A 24,027-nucleotide genomic window follows, 5' to 3' on the forward strand; every position below is an offset into this window, starting at 1 on the left:
TAGTGATTAAATATGCGTTATTCTACCAATTGTCGGTACGAAATGGTATCGCCAAAAAACCTTCTTTATTTATCAGATTTGCATCTACAGGATTATCGCCCCAAGCATAGCGCACCGCTTTGGGATGTTTAATTTTAGGATGGCTCACAATAATTGCTCTCCCCCTTATGACAGCATCTGCCCAAAAGAATTTTTGGTCCTCTCCAGCTATCGCGAAATGTTGCAGTGTTGTCCCATGAGCAATGGCCAGTCCTTTTCCGATCTGATCAAAGGAAACCGCAATCTCATCGCCGTTTATATGTATCGCTTTGTATCGAGGTCCAGCTGCGACGATATGCTCGCCATAAATTAGCTTGCGTGCAGCCAAGAATAGTCGTTTCGCCAGGTCTTTTTTATTTAGGGGGTGGATATCGTTCCACTCGCCAATATCATAAGTCACTGCTAGTGCCGTCATAGGTATTTCTTTACTGATCTGAAACTGAGCTTCCCTAACCAACGCCCAACTTGATTCTTTCGGGACGGCATCTTTCGCCATAAAATTAGGAAGTTGCACAAGCAAAAAGGGAAGTTTAGGTTGCTGGAATAGCTCTCGCCAACTATCGATCAGTAGGGCGAGATACCTTTGATAAGGTTTTGGATCTGCTGTATTTGCTTCACCTTGATACCAGATGACACCTTTAACACCATAGTCTTTCAATGGGTTAATCATACCATTGTATAGACCTGAACCAACCTGGCCAGCATCCCTCAGTCGTTCTTTATACCTGTCTATTGCATCTTGGTCAAGTCCCACTTTCCAACGCCAATCCCCGGCGAGATCAATTATCGTATCATCAACCTGCAACTTATACGGTTTATCTGGCGTAAAACCACCATCTACACCTGCTGTCCGCAAGCGGATCGTTATCGTATTGTTTCCCTCATGGAGAATCCCTGCTGGTACATCGTAAATCCGTGGTGGGTAGCGATAAGCGGTAGTCCCTACGAAATGGCCGTTAACATAGACTGAATCACTATCAATTAAAGTACCCAAGTACAACTTTGCATACCTGCCATTCTTGGCTGCCGGCAGCACAAAATGCTTACGGTAATAAACAACGCCTCTGTTGGATATACTAGGTTTAGCCCAGTATTCTGGAACCTGCACGATAGACCAGTTTGTATCATTAAAGTTTTCTTTTGTCCATAAGTCTGCCCCGCGGTCTTTTTCAACCGTTTTGAGGCTATCCACGGCCGTCCGGTCAATCAATAAGTCAGGAAAATCTATTAAATGCTGCTGGTCAATCCAATTTTCTATTGTCGACCCACCTAGACTGGAAACGAGCATTCCGACTGGCACACCAGTATGCTGGTAAGCTTCCTGTGCATAAAAATAAGCTAATGCCGTCCAATTCATTACATCTGAGGCTATGGCCGAGTGCCATCTTGCATCCGAAGGAATAGCATCCTTGACGTCGAATGCGCTATTTTGCGTCGGGACCTTAAAATAACGTATCATATGATTATTGGAAACGTTGATTTCTGGGAATCGCTCAACGAGCCGTTGGATGGGTGTTTCCATATTGGACTGACCTGAGCAGAGCCATACGTCGCCGATCAAAACATCGCGGATGACCAGTTCGTTGATCTCCATGATATATGGACCGCCATAGTGCTGCGGCGGAATAGTCAGTTTCCATCTACCATCACTTCCGGCCTCCGTATAATAATATACATCACGAAAACGAATGGTCACCTTTTCACCTTTTGCAGCCCAGCCCCAAATGTTGAGTTCAATATCTCGTTGCAGTATCATTTTATCGCCCACAAGTGCAGGAAGGCGTATTTTACCAAAACTTGGCTGCAGTGCCAACGACAACACAACAGTCAGCAGCACATAGCGCAAATAGTTTGAGGCAAAAAATAAAGCTCCAGTTTGATCAGTCATTTAATTTTACTTTATTTCCCCAAACTTCCAGCAATCAAAAAATAGGATATTCGTCGGAGCCTTACCTTTAAAAACAAAATAGATGTCGTGGATTCCCGTTACCCTACTAGAAAGCTGAGTATCAACCGTAGTCCATCGGTCATCGCCGCCCGTCATTGGAACCGCTATCGTAGCTAAAAGAGGACCATCGACAGCTGTTGACCTCACTTCCATACTGACACCGCCGTTGTGAGTTGTCCCTACTCGCGCAAAGAAATTCATTGCTCCCTTTTTGCCAAAATCAACATTCTTTATGCTTGTATATGCTCCATTTTTGAGCGCTTTGATAAAAACCCCCACTTTATTATTTTGAAACGATTTAACATGTGCGGACCAGGATATTGTTTCGGCCTGCATTAGACTATAGGGATTCACAGTTTTGAGTGCCTCTGTAATCCCTGTAGCCATTTTCATTGGCTGAATGCTACCATCGGGATTAAACTTTAATTCCTGTACAGCGACCGAGCGCGTGAAACCACTTCCTCCAGGCAAAGCGCCATTGTGGTAAAAGAAATAACTTTTTCCCCTAAAGTCGATCACACCGGGATGATTGGTAAAAGCTCGCCCTTCGGCTGGCATCACCACTCCACCATATTTCCATGGACCTGCTGCATTTTTACTGGTCGAGTAACCAATAAATTCAGGTAGAGGACCTCCGGGCCAAAAAAGATAATATAGACTATTCCTTCTGTACAGCCATGGTCCCTCCTCATAATTGGACGGTCGTTTGGCATCTCCTTCACGTTTACCAAAGGATGCCGCTGTCATCGGAACATCTACAATATCAACCTGATACGAGATCATGTCTGCGTTAAGTTTTACATATTTCAATTGTGGATTCCCCCAGTACATATGGGCCTGTCCGTCGTCATCAACAAATATGGTCGGATCAATATCTCCCCACTCACTTTGCACAAGTGGTTTTCCTAAAGGATCATAAAACGGTCCCAATGGGCTGTCCGCTACGGCCACGCCAATTGCTCCCCGATTATTCAATTTGGAAATAACAGGCACATATAAATAAAATTTGCCGTTTTTCTCCACACATTGTGCAGCCCAGGCATCGCCTTTGGCCCATTCAAAATCAGTATAGGACAAAATTGCACCATGATCCGTCCAGTTGACCATATCATCCGTTGAATATACACGCCAATTGTTCATATTAAACCAGGTCGATTCTTCTTCGTCCTGTGTTGTGTAGAGATACAGGCGATTATTATAAACTAGAGGTGCGGGATCTGCAGTATAGGCGGTTTGTATGATCGGATTCTGGGCCCTTAGTACATTAATCGTCACCAATAACATCATCAAAAATCCAAAAATTAACACCGTAAAAAATTGTCTTCTCATATCGTCTTACTCTGTAGTAATGTGGAAATAATCAATATCAACAAATCCTCCAGCCGCTTTACTGGCGTAGTTAAAAAGTCCAAACCGATACCCCATAAAATGCGGTATGGTGTAGCTCATTTTCAATGGATTACCGATTGCAATCCAATGGCGTCCATCAGTACTGTAAAAAAAATCTGCGGTGTCTCTTTTATTGGCGAAATCGCAACTCGCTTTTAGAAATATATGTTGATCTTGCAGGCTGATCCTGGCGACTTCTTCCGGAATTCCCGTCATCGCATTGACCATAATCAATGATTTTTTGTTTCCTTCCATTCGAACGCCCAGGAGACCATAATTCTTTTGCAAGAGGGACAAGCCTGCGAAATCACCATCTTTCATCTGCGACACATCTATAGCAACAGAAGCGCTACAGGTAGGCCCAATCGTTCGTTGTGTCAGTGTATTTTTGGCTTGTAAGAAGTCGTTTGTAATCGCTCCGGTTTTTAAGCGCAAAAAGCCCTTTCGTTCAGTTACTGACCACAGATCTGGGTCAGGATTATGATTCCATTGCCAGACCAAGGGCAAAGCCGGTTGATTTTCGTTTCTATTGAAATCATCAGAATTGACAATACCCGGCATGAGCGCTTTATTAGCCGGTAGGGCTAATAAAGCTGGTACTTTCCCTTGAACACCCAAGACGGGCCACCCATCTTCCCAGCTGACAGGTACCAAATATGGAATTCTGCCCACTGCGCCGTGGTCCTGAAAAAGGTAGGCATACCATTGCCCATTCGGCATATCGATCAAGCCGCCTTGTGCTACGCCCTGATCTTGGAGGACCACCTTACCTTCATAAGGTCCTTCAAGTCGAGCAGCACGATGCACGATCACGGTACGCATTCCATCCACCGGCCAGGAAATATTAAAAAGATAATACATACCATTTATCCTGAACAGTTGTGAACCTTCTGCAGGCAGCCCCATCCTTCCTGCTTTAGGTAAACTTGGCAAAGAAGCATCTTCGATCAAAATCCGTTCCGTTCCTGGTTTCAAACCCGAAAGGTCTGGAAGTAGTTCGGCCAAATGTAAACGCCCTCCCCCCCACAGCATGTATGCCTTCCCATTTTCAAAAAATAAGCTGTGATCGTGTAGCATTGGCTTAAATTCCGTTGCTTCCCAGGGACCATTTTCCAGATCTCTCGTTGTGTAGATATGCGTTTTTCCTGTGTTAGCAGAAAATGTACTGACGTAATATTTACCATCATGGAAACGTAAACTGCTTGCCCATGAACCCTGTCCATAGGCGTTTTTTTGCTGCCACAGGTTCAGTTCTTCGGTATTTCCCAAACTGTTGTACGCATAGTTGATCAATGCCCAATTGACTAGATCTTTGGATTTCATAATCGGAAGTCCGGGGTTCATATGCATGGTCGTACTACTCATGTAATAGGTATCGCCGACACGTATCATTGATAGATCGGGCACATCAGCAAAAATGATCGGGTTTTTTGCCTGTTGTGCCGAAGCACTAGTAAATACGGCAAAAAAAGAGAAAACGAGCACATATATTCTCATCGTTACTTTATTGATTATCAATATTAAAAGAGGTTTCATTGGTGGTGTATCCAGTTAAGGAAACGCCAATACACGTATATATTTTACAATAGCATTTTTCATTTGCTGCTCTGATCCAGTTCCCAAATTACTTATTAAACGAAGTTCGCTATTTAAATCTCGGTTATTCCAATACTTGGTTAACCCATTATAGTTGAGTTTTTTACAAGTCTATTTAACCACCTTAAATAGTAATTGAGCAATTTGATAAAGATCATTCTTCCACACGTTGAAATCATGCCCTCCTGGTTCCAAATAGTATATGTGGGGCACCTCATGAGCCAAAAGATACTCGTGTGTCCTTTTGCTAATATGCAGTAAGCCGTCTTGATCCCCGCAGGATATCCACAACAATTTTAGCTTTTCTTTCGCTTCCTTGGGAACTGGCAATAGCTCTTGTGGCATCTTGGTGTTGGGGGCAGAAGAAAATCCACCTACCCAAGCAAATGTATCAATATGTCCCAGACCAAAATTCAGCGCCTGACCACCGCCCATAGATAGACCAAAAATTGCGCGGTGCTCACGGTCACGGACAACTGAAAATTGTTGTTCAATATATGGAATCAGGTCGTTAATCAAATCCTTTTCAAAAGTTGAGAATGCAGCCACCCGATCCGGTGCCATGACGTTTCCGCCAGATCGGTCATCTTTCATGGCTCGACCATTAGGCATAACTACCACCATTGGTTCTATTTTTCCTTCGCCATACAGGTTATCCAAAATAACTTGCGGATTTCCGTGTCGCAACCATTCCCTTTCATCGCCTCCGATTCCATGCAGGAGGTACAATACAGGATATCTCTTTTGGATATCATATCCCGGCGGAGTATATATCAATGCTTTTCGAGATACGCCAACTGTTTTGGACGGATAAATAATAGAATCTATTTTTCCGGTCGACATAAGTTTCTGTTCGATATCAAATCCCTTAGGTGCAGTCTGTTGTGCCTGCGATAAAAGGCTAAACGAAAAAATCCATAGTGCTGTGCAAATAATCTTTCTCATTTATAATTAGTTAAATAGTAATCAATATTAGTGTTAAACCACTTTATTTTACGAGTTGATTAGTTTTCTTTTGAGTACCCGAAGTACCGCCGCTACAATAGCATCGGCATTTAGCCCGTATTTGTCCATAAGCTCTTGTGGTCTTCCCGATTCGCCGAAACTATCATCTACAGCAATATATTCCTGAGGTGCAGGCATCTGCACGGACAAGAGTTGCGCGACACTGTCACCTAGACCACCAATACGGTTATGTTCTTCGGCTGTCACCACGCAGCCTGTTTTTGCGACCGAGACCAGTATAGCCTCGTTGTCCAGGGGTTTGATCGTATGTATATTGATGATTTCGGCGTCAATTCCCAATTTCTCCAATTCCTCACCCGCCAGGATTGCCTCCCATACTAAGTGTCCTGTTGCAAGGATGGTAACCGCAGTCCCAGGATTGATCATGATCGCTTTTCCGATCTCAAACTCTTGATTTTCATCTGTAAAAACAGGGACAACCGGACGCCCAAAACGCAAGTAAACAGGCCCTTTATGTCTGGCTGCTGCAACTGTTGCTGCCTTGGTCTGGTTATAGTCGCAGGGATTGATCACTGTCATGCCCGGAAGCATCTTCATCAATCCGATATCTTCCAGGATCTGGTGGGTCGCGCCATCTTCACCCAAAGTAAGTCCGGCGTGAGAGGCTGCGATCTTCACATTTTTATCCGAGTAGGCAATTGATTGCCGAATCTGATCGTAGACCCTTCCCGTCGAAAAGTTGGCAAATGTACCCGTAAAAGGAATTTTACCACCGATGGTTAGCCCAGCTGCGATCCCCATCATATTAGCTTCGGCAATACCAATCTGAAAAAATCGTTCTGGATAGGCATTGATAAAATCATTCATCTTGAGGGAACCAATTAGATCTGCGCAGAGCGCAACCACATTCTCGTCTTGTTTTGCAGCTTCTACCAGTCCTGCACCAAAACCGGAACGTGTATCTTTCGATTCTGTATAGGTATATTTTTTCATTTTAATCAATTTGGAAATTTATGATTTCTTAAGCGATATAGTCTCCCAATGTCTCGGTATTCTGATTCAACGCCAATGCCAATTGCGCATCATTTGGCGCTACCCCATGCCATTTGTGCGAGCCCATCATAAAGTCGACACCATTACCCATTTCGGTGTGCAACAATACCATGACCGGAAATCGTTTTTTGGTAGCATCCTGAGCCTTTCTTAAACCGGCGATGACCGAGCTGATGTCGTTGCCGCGCCTAACTTCAATAACCTTCCAGCCAAATGCTATCCATTTGCCCGGTAAGTCGCCCAATGAGAGCACATCGTTAGTAGCGCCATCAATCTGGGCGCCGTTATAATCCACAATCGCAATCAAGTTGTCTATCCTATTGTGAGCTGCATACATGGCTGCTTCCCAGATCTGGCCCTCTTGTAATTCGCCGTCCCCCATAAGCACATATACCAATCGGTTATCGTTGTTCAATTTTTTGGCTTGAGCAGCTCCGATCGATACGGAAAGCCCCTGCCCCAATGATCCCGAAGCAATACGGATACCCGGCAAACCTTCGTTGGGTGTTGGGTGGCCCTGCAAACGCGAATTGAGTTTTCTGAAAGTTGCAAGTTCATCAATGGGAAAATATCCTGCGCGCGCCAGTACACTGTAAAACACCGGCGATATATGCCCGTTGGAAAGGAAAAACAGATCTTCTCCGGATCCATTTAAATCAAATTGTTCATTTCGCTGCATCAATTCGAAATACAGGCAGACCAATAATTCGGTACAACCCAACGATCCACCGGGATGCCCAGATTGACAACCATGAACCATACGGATGATATCCCGCCGCACTTGCGCAACGATCGCCTCTAAATTGTGTACACTATTTTTAATCATCACCATCTCATTTATTAATTTGTGTAGCCACACGTTTATGATCAGCTAAAAATTGCGCCAGTCCACTATCGGTCAAGGGATGTTTCAATAGTCCATATATAGCCTGTAAAGGCCCGGTCATTACATCTGCTCCAATTTTAGCACAGCCTAAGATATGGGCACTATGACGAACCGAAGCTGCTAAAATCTGCGTCGGAAAATCATAATTATCATAAATCGTACGTATTTCACGAATCAAGGCCAAGCCATCGACAGATATGTCATCAAGCCTTCCAACAAACGGCGACACATATGTGGCGCCGGCCTTGGCAGCCAAAAGTGCCTGCCCGGCAGAAAAGATCAAAGTACAGTTCGTTTTAATCTGATGGGTATTAAAATATTTGATCGCTTTAATACCATCCTCAGTCATCGGGACCTTAACAACGATTTTATGATCTAAGGCCGCCAATAGCAAACCTTCTTCAATCATAGAGCTATAATCGGTCGAAATCACTTCCGCACTGACATCGCCTTCGACGATGCTACAGATTGCGCGGTAATGAGCGTGGATATTTTCTGTCCCTGTGATTCCCTCTTTAGCCATCAGTGAGGGGTTGGTAGTTACACCATCCAATATCCCTAAATTTTGAGCTATACGAATCTCACTGAGACTTGCTGTATCGATAAAAAATTTCATTTTTTAAATTGATTAGTTGAATAGTCACCGGTTCTCCGGTGATTGGTTATAAGACAAAACTATCGTTTTCAATAAGTGAGGATTGCAACAAATAAAAAAAAGAAGGGTAAAAATGTATAAAACAAATTACCCTTCCGAAAAATAGCACCTAAAACAGCTATTTATACAGCAATTATATGGCTGTTATATCGAAGTACATTTTTGCGAATGAATATATTCACTTGGCGTCATCTGATATTTTGCTTTGAAAACCTTGGTAAAATAGTTCGGATTTGCGAATCCCGTTTCGTAGGCAATTTCAGAAATAGACTTATCACTTTTCTCCAGCAAGCTCGCGGCCTTCTCCAATTTTACTGAGCGGATAAAATCCACAGGTGACATTCCCGTGATTTCCAGTAGTTTATTATACAAAGACGCTCTACTCATTGAGGTGTGGCTACTCAGTGCTTCAACCGACAATTGTGGGTTATCGATATTATCGTGGACGTAGTTTAATACTTTTTGCAAAAACTTATCCTTTTCGGAGACGACGGTCAATTCGGGAGCTACAATTGACACCTGCTTACTATAAACTTCTTTAAATGCCTGATTTAACTGGAGCAAACTATTAACCTTTGCAACAAGCACTTGCATATCAAAAGGTTTTGTAAGGTAACCTACCGCGCCGGATTCCAATCCGCAGACAAGTCCATTATCTACCTGTGAAGCGGTCAATAAAACGACAGGGATATGTTTTGTGCGCTTGTCCTGCGCCAGTTTCTGTGAAAATTCCATTCCGTTGAGATAAGGCATTTGTACATCGCTTACGACAAGGTCAGGGTGATGAAAAAGGGCCTTTTGCCAGCCGTCTTTCCCATTAGTAGCCTCGATGATCTGATAGTATTCACTTAAGGATTCTTTGAGATAATACCTAAAATCTTCATCATCTTCGATAATCAGCACAAGTGGGTTCTGTCTTACTTCGATGGGCTCGGCTGAAGTCATGATCTCCCGTTCGAATGCGATTTCATGATCCTGCTCTGCAGGATCTAACCATAGATCAAATGTGAACACACTGCCTTTTGTTGGCTGGCTGTCCACCGCGATCTTTCCATTATACATTTGTACAAACGACTGCGCGATCGATAGACCAATGCCCGAACCCTGGCTAGCGACCTTGCCATCATTGTCATATTGAAAAAAACTCTCAAAAATAGATTCGTGTAACTGCTGAGGAATTCCTATTCCTGTGTCCCGTACCTCCAGATAGACATGTAATTTTTTGTCCGCGATGTTTACTGATGAAATACTTACTGCGATATCACCGCCCTTCTTCGTGAATTTAAAGGCGTTATAGATTAGATTAAATAGAATGCGTTCGACTTTATTGCGGTCGAAACGGCAATATACCTTCTCTTGGCAAGGCAAAAAAGAGTAATCAATCCCCTTTTGCAGTGCCATATCCTGAAATGACCGATACGTTTCCTGCACAAAAGATACCAAATCGCCATCTTCATCCTGCAGTTTCAGCTCGTGGTACTCCATTTTTCTGAAATCAAGCAGCTGATTTACGAGATTTAACAATCTTCGCGCATTTCTGCTGATGAGCGCAAGCTGATCCCCCAGTTTACTATCCTTATTTTTGGAAACCAAGGCATCAATAGGCCCCATGATCAATGAAATTGGCGTACGGAATTCATGGCTTAAATTTGTTAAAAACTTTATTTTCATCGCATCAAGTTGATGTTTGGTTTCGGCATCTCTTTTCTGCTGTTCAATAAGTTGTTTCGCTTCTATACGCTCCTGTTCGATGGCAAATTTTTGTTTTAATTTTTGTATTCCGCGATGCCGCATCCACCACAGTGTTCCCGCTATTGCAAGCACATAAAAAATGTAGGCATAAACTGTACGCCAGAATGGTGGGGCAACGTGTATGGCAATGGATTTGATTTCCTTGTTCCAAATTCCGTCATTATTGCTGGCACGCACCTGGAAGATATAATCTCCGGGATCCAGATTGGTATAATAAGCATTATTTTCTTTCCCATTCCGAATCCAGTTTTTATCAAAGCCAACCAGCCGATACTCATATTGATTATCCTCGGGCACGGTAAGATTTAATGCCGCAAAAGAAATTGAAAAATTTTGTTTATACTTTAACCGAATACGATCTGCGGTCAACAACGATTGTTGTATTGGTCCTTTATCTGCGGGTTGAATGCTGACATTATCAATTTTTAGGTCTGTCAGAGCCACTTTAGCAGGATTGCCATTTGTCTTTAGGTATGCCGGATAAAAATGATTAAAACCCTTTTGTCCACCAAAGTATATTTCCCCGTCGGCGGTCTTTAGGGATGCACCGAGCATAAAAGCGCCCTCCTGTAATCCCACCGCATTTGAATAGTTTTTAAATTTTTTTTCGGCTGGAGCATAACAGCTTAACCCTTTATTCGTTGAAAACCACATCCGTCCTTTATCGTCTTCGACGATACTCTGTATCGCACCATTCGTTAGGCCATCTTTTTCGGAAAGGGTTTCAAATTGTGTTTTTCCTTTTCGGAGTATCCCTACGCCATTGCCATTGGTCCCTACCCACAGATTTCCATTATTGTCGCTATGCAGTGCCAGTATGTAATTGCTAGGCAGTTTATTATGTGCTTTATCAAAAGTTGTTGTTCGCTTCGTCAGGGGATTATACATGACAAGTCCTGCCCCATAGGTACCTATCCACATATGGTGACTTTGGTCCTCTTCCAGGGCACGTATAAAATTGCCGGGCAGCTGGACTCCATCTACTCCGCCATCATCTCGTTTATATTTCTTTACAATGCCAGTGCCTTTTTGAATGACATTGATGCCGCCACCGTTGGTCCCTACCCAAACATTTCCTTCAAAATCACTTTTTAGGCAAAAAATGTCATTATTATTTAAATTAATCTCCTTTGTGCCCGCTGTATATCGCTTTACACTTCCAGTCATAAAATCATAACAAAGTACGCCCTGTTGATAGGTACCGATCCAAAGTTGATCAAGTTTTCTTTCCAAAGTCAATACAGTAAGATCCGAAGGCAGGCTAGCGGGTAGTTTCAGCGATGAGATTCCATCTGTTTTCCTATCGTATTGCCAAACACCTCCACCATCAACACCCAGAAAAATCTTGTTTTGATAAGCAGCAAACGAGGTTATCATGGCAGGATCACCGGTCATTCCCTCCAAGAAGTCCAGACTCTTTAACCTAAATTGGCTTAAGTTGGTATCGTACTTATTCAAGCCTCCTTGAAATGTGCCTATCCAATAAATGCCACTGTTATCAGCGAATATAGATCGGATAGATTTATGTGATAAGCTATGCACATTGCTTGGATCAGGCCTAAAGGTACGGATTGTAAGATCTTTTGTATTAAGCACATCGAGCCCGTTATCTGTCCCGATCCATAATCCCTGCTTTTCACTATAACACATGGTATATATACGTGGGCTGCTCAGATTTCCTTTGCCCTGCTGTGCAATAAACTTATTGAAGTGGAGCTCGCCCGGATTGAGGTATTTAAGTCCGAGCATCGAACCTATCCAGATGCGGCCTTTATCATCTTCTATGATGGAGGTCATTTCAATTCCATTTCCGTAACCTTCTTGTTCGGAAAGAACCTCAAAACGCTTTACCGTTTTTAGATCCTTTGAAATTCGAAAAACCGCATTTTCCGATGAAACCCACATGTTATTTTGTTTATCCCGAAAGACGCAACTGGTCACTTTTCCTGCAAAGGTCTGGATAACATATTTATATTTTGGATCTGATTTTTTTTGCAGGTCGTTAACATCCAAAATAGATAATGCCCCATAGGAGGCAATCCAAATATTTCCATCTGCATCTTTATCAATTGCATTTATAGCTGTACTAAGCCATTTACCGTCTGGAGTGAGATTATACGAACGAATGCGGTCAGCCTCGCGATCGTAATAACTCAAGCCACCACCATTTGTGCCAATCCATATCCGACCTTTTTTATCTTCACAGAGCGCCGAAATATGATTAGCCATCAAACTGTTTTCTTTGTCTGCATCATAACGATAGACGGTGTAATGGCGGCCGTCAAAGCGATTAAGCCCATCTTCTGTTCCCAACCAGAGAAAACCATCACTATCGCGATAAATGCTATAGATGGTATTGGAGGAAAGTCCATCTTTCGACGAATACCGTTGAAATGTAACAGGCTGATTCTGCCCATAGCAAAAAAATGTTAGCAATGCCAAGCATAATAGCAGTAAAGTTCGTGTCATATATTTAGGTGTAATCTTCGCTATAAAAAATAACGTCGTGTACTGTCAACTAATTTATTAAATTAATCCCGATCCAACGAGTCTCGAGAACGATTTGTACCCATAATCGAACATATTTGACATTCTTATCCTTCATTTAAACATTCTTGCTATCCCCCCAATTTTTCATTAGCTAGTTTTGATGTGCAATTATAAACCGCTTTGAAATGGTATTCCAAGCAGGATAGTCAACATCCGAAAAATGCAACCGGTTGCTAAATTTTCAAAGTAAAACATTAACCAATTATTATTTAAAGCATATGACAACATTGGATGATCCATAATCTATGATCCATTATGATCAAAAATAACCTGTGGTGCTACCATACCAACCAATTACAAACAAATTAACCAACAAATTTTTAAACCTATTTATCAATCCACAAAAGCTATGATGACTACATTTAGTATCACTCTTGTAAGGCATTGGAAGAAGCTATGGGGTATAGCTAGACCATTCTATTTACTGCTGCTCTTTATTTTTGTTGGACAGTCAATATTACATGCCCAGGCTAAAAGACAAATAAAGGGTGTTATTGTTGACGGCAACCATAAGCGCGTAAGCGGTGCCTCAATAAAAATAAAAGGCACATCTTTGGCAACTTCGAGTGATGATGAGGGCACCTTTACACTTCAGGTCCCTGCTGATAAAAATCTTCTGACCATTTCCAAACTAGGCTATAATCAGGCCGAGGTTGATATTGCTCAGAAAACTACGATAGAAGTCCAACTGACTGATAGAACTCTTGAAATAGAAGAAACCATCGTTGTAGGATACGGTCGGCAAAAGAAAGAAACAGTTGTGGGTGCTATTGCCCAAACTTCGGGAAAAATCCTGGAGCGCGCCGGTGGCGTATCCAGCGTAGGTGCAGCCTTAACGGGCAATGTACCGGGTGTGATCACGACTGCAAGTACGGGAATGCCCGGCGAGGAAGACCCGCGTATTGTCATTCGGGGCCGCAGTACCTGGAACAACACAGATCCGCTGGTGATGGTCGATGGTGTCGAGCGACCTTTATCAGCAGTTGACATCAGTTCTATCGAAACGATTTCAGTACTTAAAGACGCATCGGCTACCGCTGTTTATGGTGTCAGAGGAGCAAATGGGGTTATCTTGATCACTACCAAACGCGGTAAAGAAGGGCAAATGCTCATACGTGGTACCGTCAACAACATCGTTAAAACTGTTTCACAACTACCCGGTAAAATGGATTCGTACGATGCATTGATGCTACGTAATAAAGTGATTGAGTACGAATTGGGTATCAATCCTGCAAGTTGGGCCGATTATTCACCGCAGGATATTATCAATAAATACCGTTTCCCGGCCGACCAAACCGAACGGGAGCGTTATGTAAATACCGATTGGGCAAAAGAACTCTTTAGAAGCCAAGCATTTTCGCAAAACAGCAGTGTGAATATTGCCGGCGGCACACCATTTGTCAAATACTTTGCCAACGCGGATTATCTGTATGAAGGTGATCTATTTCGCCAGTTTGAAAACGCAAGGGGCTATAAAGCCGGCTACGGATTTAACCGTCTTAATGTGCGTTCGAATCTAGATTTCCAATTGACGCCAACAACCAAATTTTCAACAAATCTCGCAGGTTCACGTGGCGTCCGAAAAAGCCCATTTGGGGGTGGCAACGATTATTCCTATTGGATTGCAGCTTACACCGTAGCACCGGATGTTATCTATCCACGTTATTCAGATGGCACCTGGGGGTTCAATGCGCCAAACCCAAATGCCGGCATAAACTCTGCCCGTGTATTGGCCATCAGCGGAACCGAGTATATTACCACAAGTCGTATCACAACAGATTTTACGCTTGAACAGGACCTCAAATTTTTAACAAAAGGTCTTAATCTACGCGGAACAATCTCTTTGGATAATACATTTGTAGAGGGCAGGCGTGGTATCAATGATGCCAATAATAGCACCCAAAGCAAGTGGATAGATCCCAAAACCGGACTTCCAACCTATCAAATACCTTTTGATGGAACCAATAGATTTGATTTTGCCGAAGGTATTGACTGGACGATAGAAGGAGGAACCGTAAACAACGCGCTCACGTACAGGAGATTATTTTATCAGTTGCAATTAAATTACGCAACTACCTTGGCTAAAAACCACAATATTTCAGCCATGGGTTTAGTTAACCGCAATCAATACGGAAGAGGGAGCACCGTTCCATCCTATCGGGAAGACTGGGTGTTCCGCACCACCTATAATTATAAAAACAAATATATGCTTGAGTATAATGGCGCATATACAGGATCCGAGAAATTCGCTCCTGAAAACAGATTTGCCTTTTTTAATTCAGGTGGTATCGGCTGGTTAGTTTCGGAAGAAGAGTTTATGAAACCTTTATCCTTTTTGAACACATTAAAGCTGCGTGGCTCTTATGGGGATATTGGCGACGATAGTGGTGGTGGACAATTTCTTTATTTAACGCAATGGGCTTACGGTGGTACTTCAGGGATGGGTGTCGACGGTCGGTTTTCTTACTCCGATGGAAATACCAGTCCATACATCTGGTATAAAGAAAATGTGCTTGGAAACCCAAATATCCGCTGGGAAAAAGTTAAGAAGTTAAACTTCGGCGTGGACTTTGGACTGTTCAACGGACAGATTTCCGGAAAAGTAGACTTTTTCAAAGATCACAGGACGAATGTACTTATCACGGGTGGCGGAAGGTCTATTCCCTCCTATTTCGGTGTTGAGGCCCCAACGGCCAACCTCGGAGAGGTAGAAAATAAAGGTTATGAAGTCGAACTGAAATTCAATAAGCAACTTAGCCCCAATTGGCGAATATGGGCAGATATTAATTTCACCCATGCCAAGGACAAAGTCATCAATGCTGATGCTCCAGAATTGCTTCCCGAATATCAGAAACCGGACAATAAGCAGGTGAGTCAAACCTATTCCTATGTTAGCTCCGGGTATTACAATACCTGGGATGAACTTTATGGCAGTACCATACACGAAAGCAATGACCTTGCTAAGCTCCCCGGCAATTATCACATCCTGGATTATAACGGTGATGGTATCATTGATGCCAAGGACAATATTCCATATGCCTTTCCCTCTGTTCCACAAAATACATACAATTGTACGATTGGATTTGACTGGAATAATTTCAGTGTAATGACACAATGGTATGCCGTCAATAATGTCACCCGTCAGGTTGTGTTCAATAGTTTCTCGGGACAGCTTAATCTGGCCTACGATGAGGGTTCTTATTGGTCAAAGGACAATATTAATGCCGATGTGCCACTCCCACGATGGCTATCTCAATCGAGCAGTTACACCCCTGGCAACAGGTATATGTTTGATGGCTCATACATCCGATTGAAGACAGCTGAAATTGCCTATAATTTTAACAGGGAATCCAGTATGATCAAGCGCTTGGGTCTTCAAAATCTTCGCCTATTCCTAAATGGCAACAACCTGGTCTTCTGGTCGAAAATGCCCGATGACCGAGAATCCAATTACGCAGGTACAGGGTGGGCTTCTCAAGGAGCTTATCCTACTGTAAAACGGTTTAATCTAGGTGCAAACATTACTTTTTAAAGCAATTAGACAAATGAAAAAATATTTCAAGGTAATCTTTATAACTGGTGTGCTCTGGTCGTCTACATCATTACTCTCCTGCAATAAATATCTCGATAAAGAGGAACAGTCCAATGTATCGTCCAAAGAAGCATTTAAAAACTTTATCAACTTCCAGGGTTACACTGAGGAACTTTACAATTGCGTAGTCAATTTCAGCAACAACTACTGGACCAACTCCTGGAACTGGGGGGAGGATGAAATAACCTCCACAGCAAACAATTTTCATTTTGTAAACAAAATAGACCAAGGCAATTTTTGGGGTTGGCAAAGGGAATCTGATGGCTGGGGTGCTGGTTGGATGGATCAGGGAGATTTTACCACCAGAAACGACGATGTATTCGCCAACCGTGCCTTCCGCGATCTATGGTGCGCCGCTTGGTTTGGCCTTCGGAAAATAAGCCTTGGCTTAGAAAATATCGACAAACTGAACGAAGCGACGCAAGAAGAAAAGAACCTGATCAAGGGTCAATTGTTATTTTTCCGAGGTTGGTTTCACCACCGACTGATGGAGTATTTTGGCGGTATGCCGTATATAAACTATGTACTTCCAAGCGACGAAAAGCTTCGGTTACCACGACTTAGCTATCAGGCTTGTGCGGATCTTGCCGCAGCCGATTTTAGAGAAGCGGCCGATCTCTTACCGATCGACTGGGACAATACAACCGCAGGAAAGCGTACACTGGGCAAAAACCAGTTGCGCATCAATAAGATCATGGCGCTGGCCTATCTCGGCAAAAACTACCTTTGGGCAGGAAGTCCACTGATGAATTTTCAGTCTACCGGGAGTAAAACATATCAGGCAGATTATTGTAAAAAAGCAGCCCAAGCCTTTGGCGAACTGCTATCCCTTGTTGAAAGTGGCCAGACAAATTATGCGCTGGTACCCATGGCCAACATCCATTTAAACTTTTATACAACGGGGCAAAACTGGGCCATGCCAGGCAGCACAGAAGCTATTTTTAGAGGCCCTTATATTGATGCATGGGTATCTAATTGGGGTACGAGCAAGCAATATATTCCACTGGAGGTTGGAGATGGCGACCTTAAGTTCAATCCAACCGCAAATTATGTCGACTACTATGGCATGAAAAGTGGCCTACCGATCAAAGACATTACCCAGTCCGATGCGGAGTCGGGATACAATGCCGAATATCCCTGGAAAGATCGGGATCCGCGCTTTTACAAGGACATTATTTTTGACGGTGCTAAAGTCGTTCAGGGCAATATGTCGGCTTCAGAAGAAAAAAATCGCAACGCCAATCTGTACACAGGCGGAAGCTATCGGGATACCCGCACGGGCAGTCAGACAGGCTACGTCCTACGCAAATTTATCCCTTTAACTTCCAATAAATATGATCAAGCCTATAGCTATGGTACCAATCTTCATATTTACGTGCCTTATATGCGCCTTGCTGATGTCTATTTGATGTATGCCGAATCTGCCATGATGGGGGCCAATTCGGCCACGGGTAAAGCAGACAATTACGGTAAAACGGCGGTTGAGGCAATCAATGTCGTACGCGATCGCGCTGGCGTGGGCCATGTAGATAGCAAATTTATCGGCTCCGCGGCCTCCCTGCTCCCCGAGCTACGTCGCGAACGGGCTGTGGAACTTTCCTTCGAAGGGCACCGTTTTAATGATCTGCGTCGCTGGTTGTTGTTGACCGAATCGCCTTACACTTTAAAGAAAGCCGTTTCATTTGATCGAGCAGGAACATTTAACAACCAAGATCCATCTCAAAATCGCGTTGTCAATATCCAGGAGAATATCATTTTGGAACGCAAATTTACGAGCAAACATTACTGGTTGCCACTAAAGGTCAGAGATGTCAATATGTATCCCGAGTTCTATCAGAACCCAGGCTGGTAACAAGTTTTTCATTTAATCATTCAAAAAATGAAGTACAAAAAATTAAGAATAGCGTTATGTCTTGGATTAAGCTGGATAGCCGCCTTTGATGGGATGGCCAAAGAGTCTCTTGATCCAACCATTGGACAATATAAAAATACACTTTCAACATTTTCCAAAACTAGTCTTCAGGACAGTATCGGCATAGACAGTACGGCGCTTGTACAAGTCGCTTTCCGCAAAGTTCAGAAAAATGACCTCATGGGAAATGTTCAGGCTATCAATATCCCTCAATTGCTCGACAAGAGCTACAGCACCTACAGTCTGGAAAATCTAGATGCCTTTATTCCTGGTTTTAACGGTAATATCTGGGGGATGAGCGGTTATCTGGTCCTCGTGGATGGATTTCCACGCGATGCTGATAATGTTATGCCGACAGAGATCGAGCAGATCAGTGTACTAAAAGGAGTCAATGCCATTGCACTTTATGGGAGCCGGGCCGCCAAGGGCGTGATTAACATTAGCACAAAACGCGGAAAAGCCGGTGCTCAGAAAATAAAAATCAGGGCTAATGCCGGAATCAATGCGGCGATCAGTTATCCAAAATACCTGGGCTCAGCAGAATATATGACCTTATATAACGAAGCCCGCCAAAATGATGGACTAACACCGCTCTACAGTGCCGAAACCATCTATCAGCATGCAGCCGGGACAAATCCCTTTCGCTACCCCAATGTCGATTACTATTCATCGGACTATATCAAAGATCATTATAACCGCTACGACGCGACTGCCGAAATTTCGGGCGGCAATCAGCGCGCGCAGTACTATACCAACTTTGGATTTTGGTCAGAAGGATCCATGCTCAACTTTGGGCAGGCGAAAAAAAATGGTGGTGCCAATAGATTTAACATGCGTGGTAATATAGATGTCAAAGTCAGCGACATCATCTCATTAAATGTAGATGCTGCCGCCAGTTTCTATGTTTCAAAGGGGGTGAATGCGAACTATTGGGAGGCAGCGTCCAACATACGGCCACATCGCTTTTCCCCCCTCATCCCGATCGATATGATCGAGGAAGGCGACGTCAACTCGATGGTGTATGTCAACAACAGTAATTTTCTCATCGATGGCAAATACCTCCTGGGAGGAAGTCAGCTCGACCAGACCAATGCCTTTGCAAATGTCTATGCAGGCGGCACCAACCGCTATCTCAACCGGCAGTTTCAATTTAATACAGGTTTGAATTTCGACTTAAAAAATATCCTGGAAGGCCTCGTGTTCAAAACCAACCTAGCCGTGGATTATCAGTCAAATTACAATCAGTCTTACAACAATAATTATGCGGTGTATCAAGCTTCATGGAACAACTACGACGGAAAAGATCGGATCAGTGGCCTCACAAAATATGGCGATGACCGCATATCGGGCATCCAAAATATCAGCGGCAGCACCTATCGGCAGACCATCGGGCTTAATGGATCCCTAAACTTTAACCGTATCTACGGTAGCAACCATCATGTTTCGGCAATCCTATTGGCCAATGCATTTCAGGTTGCTGCCTCCGGCAGCTACCATAAAGTCAGCAATGCCAACCTAGGGCTACAGCTAGGTTACAATTATTCAGGTAAATATTATGTTGACTTTAGTAGCGCTTATAGCCATTCGGCGAAATTACCGGAGGGAAACAGGCGAGCCCTCTCCCCTACACTGGCTCTCGCCTGGCGCCTGTCAGAAGAAAATTTTCTCGCCAACAGTAGCGTTGTCAATGAGTTAAGGTTATCTGCTTCGGCAGGTATCTTAAACACCGACCTGGACATTAGCGATTATTTCCTGTATCAGGGCTATTATACCTACAACAACGGGGCCTGGTATAGCTGGGCGGATGGCGCATTAGTACACTCTTTTGACCGACGGAGGGGCGACAATCCAAACATGAAATTTCCAAAACGCAAGGAATTTAACATCAACCTTGAAGGTGGACTTTACAATAACCTGATCACCTTCAATACCTCATACTTTTTTAATCGTATGAGTGGCGGTTTGGTACAAGCGCAAACGCAATATCCGATGTATTTTATGACAGGTTGGCCTGTTTACTCGGATCTCCCCTACATCAATTACAACAGTGACGAGCGCCGGGGTATCGACTTTGGCATCAATCTGAACAAACAGGTAAACCAGACTTTTGTATCATTGGGGTTCAATGGGATGTATTATACGACAAAAGCAGTAAAAAGGGACGAGCTCTATCAGTTTAGCTATCAAAATAGAGCCGGAAAACCGCTTGATGCACTATGGGGTTTGCAGCACGATGGTTTTTATATGAGTCAGTCCGATATTGACAATTCGGCCTTCTCTTCATTTGGTGAAGTAAAACCCGGTGATATGAAGTATAAAGATCAAAATGGGGACGGCACGATTGATACGCGCGACGAGGTTTATCTGGGCAAAGGTGGATGGTCCGGATCGCCGCTTACACTCGGATTCAACCTGACGGTCAAATGGAACAACCTTACCTTATTTGCTGCCGCTACAGGCCAGTTCGGTGCCAAGGCCATGAAAAATAGTTCTTACTTTTGGGTAGATGCGGAAGATAAATATTCGGTGGTCGTCCGTGACCGCTGGACAGAGTCCACCAAGGAAACCGCAACGTATCCGCGCCTGACCACCTTCAATAGTGATAACAACTTTCGAAGCTCAGACTTTTGGCTATATAAGACCGATCGCATCAACCTGTCCAAAGTGCAGCTTTCCTACGATTTTCCCAAACGTATACTCAATTCCAAATTTATCCATGAACTGGGAATCTATGCCAATGGATCCAATCTGTTGATGATTGCAAAAGAAAAAGAAACAATGCAACTGAATATTGGACAAGCGCCGCAAACCCGATTCTTCAACGTCGGGCTAAAGGCTCTATTTTAATCATGAATAGTTAAAATGAGAATGATGAAAAAAATATTAACCGTAGCTATCCTGAGCAGCCTGCTATTTTCTTCCTGCGAAGATATGTTTGAGCCCGCTCTAGAGAATAATCTTGAAATTGAAACAGCCAATAGCCGTCCTTTATACGCCCAGGGACTGCTTTTAAATGGGTACAACCGTATTCCAAGCAATAGCTACAGCTTTGATGACGTCGCGACCGACAATGCGGTGAGCAACGATAAAAATAATAGTTTTCTAAAAACGGCAACCGGTCAGTGGACAAGTATAAACAACCCTTTCGACCAATGGCGCAACAGTTATGCAGCCATACAATATCTGAACAACTTTCTGTCCTTAACGGATCAGGTCGAATGGGCTATGGAGCCAAAAGTCAGCGTCCTGTTCAACGACCGGATGAAGGGTGAAGCCTATGGCCTTCGTGCGCTGTTTATGTTCCATCTCCTACAGGCGCATGCCGGCAAGTCAAGCACAGGAGAAATACTGGGGGTACCAATTCATTTGACTCCCGAGACCGTTAATTCGGATTTCAATCAACCTCGAGCTTCATTTGAAGCCTGTATACAACAGTTGTACGATGATATCAAAAAAGCAGCGGATTTATTGCCGATGGATTATGAAAATATCAGTAACGATAGCCAGGTTCCGGTCAAATATGCAGGATCCATAAACGCTAATGATTACAATCGTGTATTTGGCTCCACATTCAAATTGCGGATGACCAAACGCATCGCCCAGGCTATTCGTGCCAGAGCAGCGCTATTAGCAGCAAGTCCGGCCTATAGTGAGGGCAGTAAAACGACCTGGGAGCAAGCCGCTACCTATGCGGGAGAGGTCATCCAGGCCAAAGGTGGTCCCAGTGGCATCGATCCCAAAGGATTTACATGGTACAATAAAGAGGTGGTCGACGGTTTAACCTCAGGATCCAATCCGGCCGAAATTCTTTGGCGTACAGACAAAGGAAATAGCAATAGCATGGAGCAAGATCATTTTCCGCCCACCTTATTCGGCAGAGGGCGGCTCAACCCAACGCAGAACCTGGTCGATGCCTTCCCCATGGAGAATGGTTATCCCATTGCCGATGCCAATTCGGCCTACAATAAAGCCAATCCCTACGATAAACGGGATCCCCGATTGAAGACCTATATCATTGTCAATGGTGCTACAGCAGGTGTCAGCAATACAGCGATCAATACCACAGCCAATAGTCCGACAAATGACGGCTTGAACAAAGTCGAAACATCCACACGGACGGGTTATTACCTGAAAAAGCTTCTGCGTCAGGACGTCAATCTCAATCCGTCATCTTCTACCCAGCAAATGCATTTCAATGCACGTATACGCATGACGGAAATGTATCTGGCCTATGCCGAAGCGGCTAATGAAGCTTGGGGTCCTACGGGTATGGGTACCTTTACGTTCTCGGCCTACGATATCATCAAAGCTATTCGCAGACGTGCAGGTGTAGGCACCAACAATGGCGATCCTTACCTAGAGCAGGTAAAAAACAATAGAGATCAAATGCGGCAGCTGATCCGAAACGAGCGCCGACTGGAGCTTTGTTTTGAAGGGTTCCGCTTTTGGGATCTCCGCCGTTGGAAAATGGATATCAATGTCGCCGCAAAGGGAATTAGTATCACCAATAACAACTATACCGAAATACCTGTAGAGAATAGACTTTATGAAACCTATATGAATTACGGTCCGATCCCCTACAGTGAAGTACTCAAATACAGCAATCTTGCACAGAATATAGGCTGGAATTAAACTTAACATGCACACGATGAAAAAGATCAATATCCTGTACGCGATGGCTTTAGTAAGCCTAGCGTCCTGCAAAAATAATGACTGGGAGTTCCCGGACTTTGAATTTCAATCGGTATACTTCGCTTATCAGACACCCGTCAGAACAGTAACTCTGGGCGAAGACATCTTTGACAACAGCCTTGACAACCAACATAAGGTCAAAGTCATGGCAACCACGGGTGGCGTCTATAACAACAAGAAAGACATTCGTATTGACTTCGTTGTCGACAACAGTCTCACGCGTGGACTCAGCTACCCAAATGGCCAGGCAGTTACCGCGTTGCCTGATAGTTATTATCAGCTTGCCAGCAACCAGATCAGCATTCCGAGTGGTAGTCTCACAGGCGGCGTAGAGGTGCAACTGACTGACGCATTTTTTGCCGATCCCAAATCCCTGGAAACCTATTACGTTTTACCGCTCCGGATGACAAAGGTTGTCAATGCCGATTCTATCCTCTCCGGTAAAACTTCCTTACAGACCGCCAATAGGGCGATAGCATCCGACTGGGATGCCGCGCCGAAAGATTTTATCTTCTATGCCCTCAAATATATCAATCCCTGGCATGGCAATTACCTTCGCCGCGGCACCGATCAGATCCTTGGCAAAGGAGTCAATAGCAGCTTGACTAAAAATGTTGTCAGACATCAGGCCTATGTCGAAAAAGATGAAGTCAAAAACATCAGTACGGCCGCACTTAAGAAATCGATCTTGCCGCTATCTTTTAAGGGAGCTGGTGATATCAATATCAATGTCAATCTGAACCTATCTTTTGATGACGACAACAATTGCAGCATTAGCTCGGCAAGTGCGGGCATATCCGCTACAGGAACTGGAAAGTTTGTCAAACGGGGCGAAAAAAACAGCTGGGGCAATACAGACAGAGATGCACTTTATCTATCCTATACGATCGATATGGCACAAATGAGCATCACAAGCAAGGATACTCTGGTAATGCGGGACAGATCCGTCAAAATGGAAACTTTTACGCCCATCAAAAAGTAGTATCAATTCAATAAA

General features: G+C 43.8%; 13 protein-coding genes. 5 read left to right on the plus strand and 8 right to left on the minus strand.

The genetic code is table 11. The annotated features are described in order from the left end of the window. Nucleotides 1-22 precede the first annotated feature (22 nt). The 8 genes from LC454_RS23765 to LC454_RS23800 all read right to left on the minus strand — a co-directional run bounded on the left by LC454_RS23765 (nucleotide 23) and on the right by LC454_RS23800 (nucleotide 12,753). Nucleotides 23-1,927, minus strand: coding sequence for a sialate O-acetylesterase (locus tag LC454_RS23765; protein WP_223584939.1), 1,905 nt, complete (start codon nucleotides 1,925-1,927; stop codon nucleotides 23-25). Between the two features lie 6 nt (nucleotides 1,928-1,933). Next, complete coding sequence (locus LC454_RS23770; protein ID WP_223584940.1) at nucleotides 1,934-3,316, minus strand: glycoside hydrolase family 43 protein; 1,383 nt, start codon at nucleotides 3,314-3,316, stop codon at nucleotides 1,934-1,936. Between the two features lie 6 nt (nucleotides 3,317-3,322). Further along, entirely contained in the window at nucleotides 3,323-4,873 is a 1,551-nt protein-coding gene (locus LC454_RS23775; RefSeq protein ID WP_223584941.1) for a glycoside hydrolase 43 family protein, read from the minus strand. Nucleotides 4,874-5,083: 210 nt separating this feature from the next. Continuing rightward, nucleotides 5,084-5,917 (minus strand): alpha/beta hydrolase, encoded by an 834-nt coding sequence (locus tag LC454_RS23780; protein WP_223584942.1) that lies wholly within the window; start codon nucleotides 5,915-5,917, stop codon nucleotides 5,084-5,086. A 48-nt stretch (nucleotides 5,918-5,965) separates the two neighbouring features. Next, entirely contained in the window at nucleotides 5,966-6,931 is a 966-nt protein-coding gene (locus LC454_RS23785; protein ID WP_223584943.1) for a transketolase family protein, read from the minus strand. 28 nt (nucleotides 6,932-6,959) lie between these two features. Continuing rightward, nucleotides 6,960-7,817 carry a transketolase gene (locus LC454_RS23790; RefSeq protein ID WP_262903141.1) on the minus strand — a complete coding sequence of 286 codons (858 nt, stop codon included), beginning with the start codon at nucleotides 7,815-7,817 and terminating at the stop codon, nucleotides 6,960-6,962. A 7-nt stretch (nucleotides 7,818-7,824) separates the two neighbouring features. Next, nucleotides 7,825-8,493, minus strand: coding sequence for a fructose-6-phosphate aldolase (gene fsa / locus LC454_RS23795; protein WP_223584944.1), 669 nt, complete (start codon nucleotides 8,491-8,493; stop codon nucleotides 7,825-7,827). A gap of 183 nt (nucleotides 8,494-8,676) precedes the next feature. Continuing rightward, entirely contained in the window at nucleotides 8,677-12,753 is a 4,077-nt protein-coding gene (locus LC454_RS23800) for a two-component regulator propeller domain-containing protein (protein WP_223584945.1), read from the minus strand. 430 nt (nucleotides 12,754-13,183) lie between these two features. On the opposite strand from LC454_RS23800, the gene LC454_RS23805 reads away from it, so the two are divergent. Genes LC454_RS23805 through LC454_RS23825 form a run of 5 tightly spaced genes read left to right on the plus strand, consistent with a single transcriptional unit; the run spans nucleotide 13,184 to nucleotide 24,012 of the window. Beyond that, the gene (locus LC454_RS23805; RefSeq protein WP_223584946.1) at nucleotides 13,184-16,366 is read left to right on the plus strand and encodes a SusC/RagA family TonB-linked outer membrane protein; all 3,183 of its coding nucleotides are present in this window, start codon (nucleotides 13,184-13,186) and stop codon (nucleotides 16,364-16,366) included. Between the two features lie 13 nt (nucleotides 16,367-16,379). After that, nucleotides 16,380-18,278, plus strand: coding sequence for a RagB/SusD family nutrient uptake outer membrane protein (locus LC454_RS23810; protein WP_223584947.1), 1,899 nt, complete (start codon nucleotides 16,380-16,382; stop codon nucleotides 18,276-18,278). A gap of 27 nt (nucleotides 18,279-18,305) precedes the next feature. Beyond that, entirely contained in the window at nucleotides 18,306-21,185 is a 2,880-nt protein-coding gene (locus LC454_RS23815) for a SusC/RagA family TonB-linked outer membrane protein (protein WP_223584948.1), read from the plus strand. A 21-nt stretch (nucleotides 21,186-21,206) separates the two neighbouring features. After that, nucleotides 21,207-22,970 (plus strand): RagB/SusD family nutrient uptake outer membrane protein, encoded by a 1,764-nt coding sequence (locus tag LC454_RS23820; RefSeq protein ID WP_223584949.1) that lies wholly within the window; start codon nucleotides 21,207-21,209, stop codon nucleotides 22,968-22,970. 16 nt (nucleotides 22,971-22,986) lie between these two features. Then, nucleotides 22,987-24,012, plus strand: coding sequence for a DUF5627 domain-containing protein (locus LC454_RS23825; protein ID WP_223584950.1), 1,026 nt, complete (start codon nucleotides 22,987-22,989; stop codon nucleotides 24,010-24,012). The last annotated feature ends 15 nt before the right edge of the window (nucleotides 24,013-24,027 follow it).

It is taken from the genome of Sphingobacterium sp. GVS05A (assembly GCF_019969845.1).
GTDB lineage: Bacteria > Bacteroidota > Bacteroidia > Sphingobacteriales > Sphingobacteriaceae > Sphingobacterium.

What these genes read in the sequence shown, in the direction of transcription:
- LC454_RS23765 (WP_223584939.1), bottom strand. Translation starts at nt 1,927, where the DNA reads ATGACTGATCAAACTGGAGCTTTATTTTTTGCCTCAAACTATTTGCGC.
- LC454_RS23770 (WP_223584940.1), bottom strand. Translation starts at nt 3,316, where the DNA reads ATGAGAAGACAATTTTTTACGGTGTTAATTTTTGGATTTTTGATGATG.
- LC454_RS23775 (WP_223584941.1), bottom strand. Translation starts at nt 4,873, where the DNA reads ATGAGAATATATGTGCTCGTTTTCTCTTTTTTTGCCGTATTTACTAGT.
- LC454_RS23780 (WP_223584942.1), bottom strand. Translation starts at nt 5,917, where the DNA reads ATGAGAAAGATTATTTGCACAGCACTATGGATTTTTTCGTTTAGCCTT.
- LC454_RS23785 (WP_223584943.1), bottom strand. Translation starts at nt 6,931, where the DNA reads ATGAAAAAATATACCTATACAGAATCGAAAGATACACGTTCCGGTTTT.
- LC454_RS23790 (WP_262903141.1), bottom strand. Translation starts at nt 7,817, where the DNA reads ATGATTAAAAATAGTGTACACAATTTAGAGGCGATCGTTGCGCAAGTG.
- fsa (WP_223584944.1), bottom strand. Translation starts at nt 8,493, where the DNA reads ATGAAATTTTTTATCGATACAGCAAGTCTCAGTGAGATTCGTATAGCT.
- LC454_RS23800 (WP_223584945.1), bottom strand. Translation starts at nt 12,753, where the DNA reads ATGACACGAACTTTACTGCTATTATGCTTGGCATTGCTAACATTTTTT.
- LC454_RS23805 (WP_223584946.1), top strand. Translation starts at nt 13,184, where the DNA reads ATGATGACTACATTTAGTATCACTCTTGTAAGGCATTGGAAGAAGCTA.
- LC454_RS23810 (WP_223584947.1), top strand. Translation starts at nt 16,380, where the DNA reads ATGAAAAAATATTTCAAGGTAATCTTTATAACTGGTGTGCTCTGGTCG.
- LC454_RS23815 (WP_223584948.1), top strand. Translation starts at nt 18,306, where the DNA reads ATGAAGTACAAAAAATTAAGAATAGCGTTATGTCTTGGATTAAGCTGG.
- LC454_RS23820 (WP_223584949.1), top strand. Translation starts at nt 21,207, where the DNA reads ATGATGAAAAAAATATTAACCGTAGCTATCCTGAGCAGCCTGCTATTT.
- LC454_RS23825 (WP_223584950.1), top strand. Translation starts at nt 22,987, where the DNA reads ATGAAAAAGATCAATATCCTGTACGCGATGGCTTTAGTAAGCCTAGCG.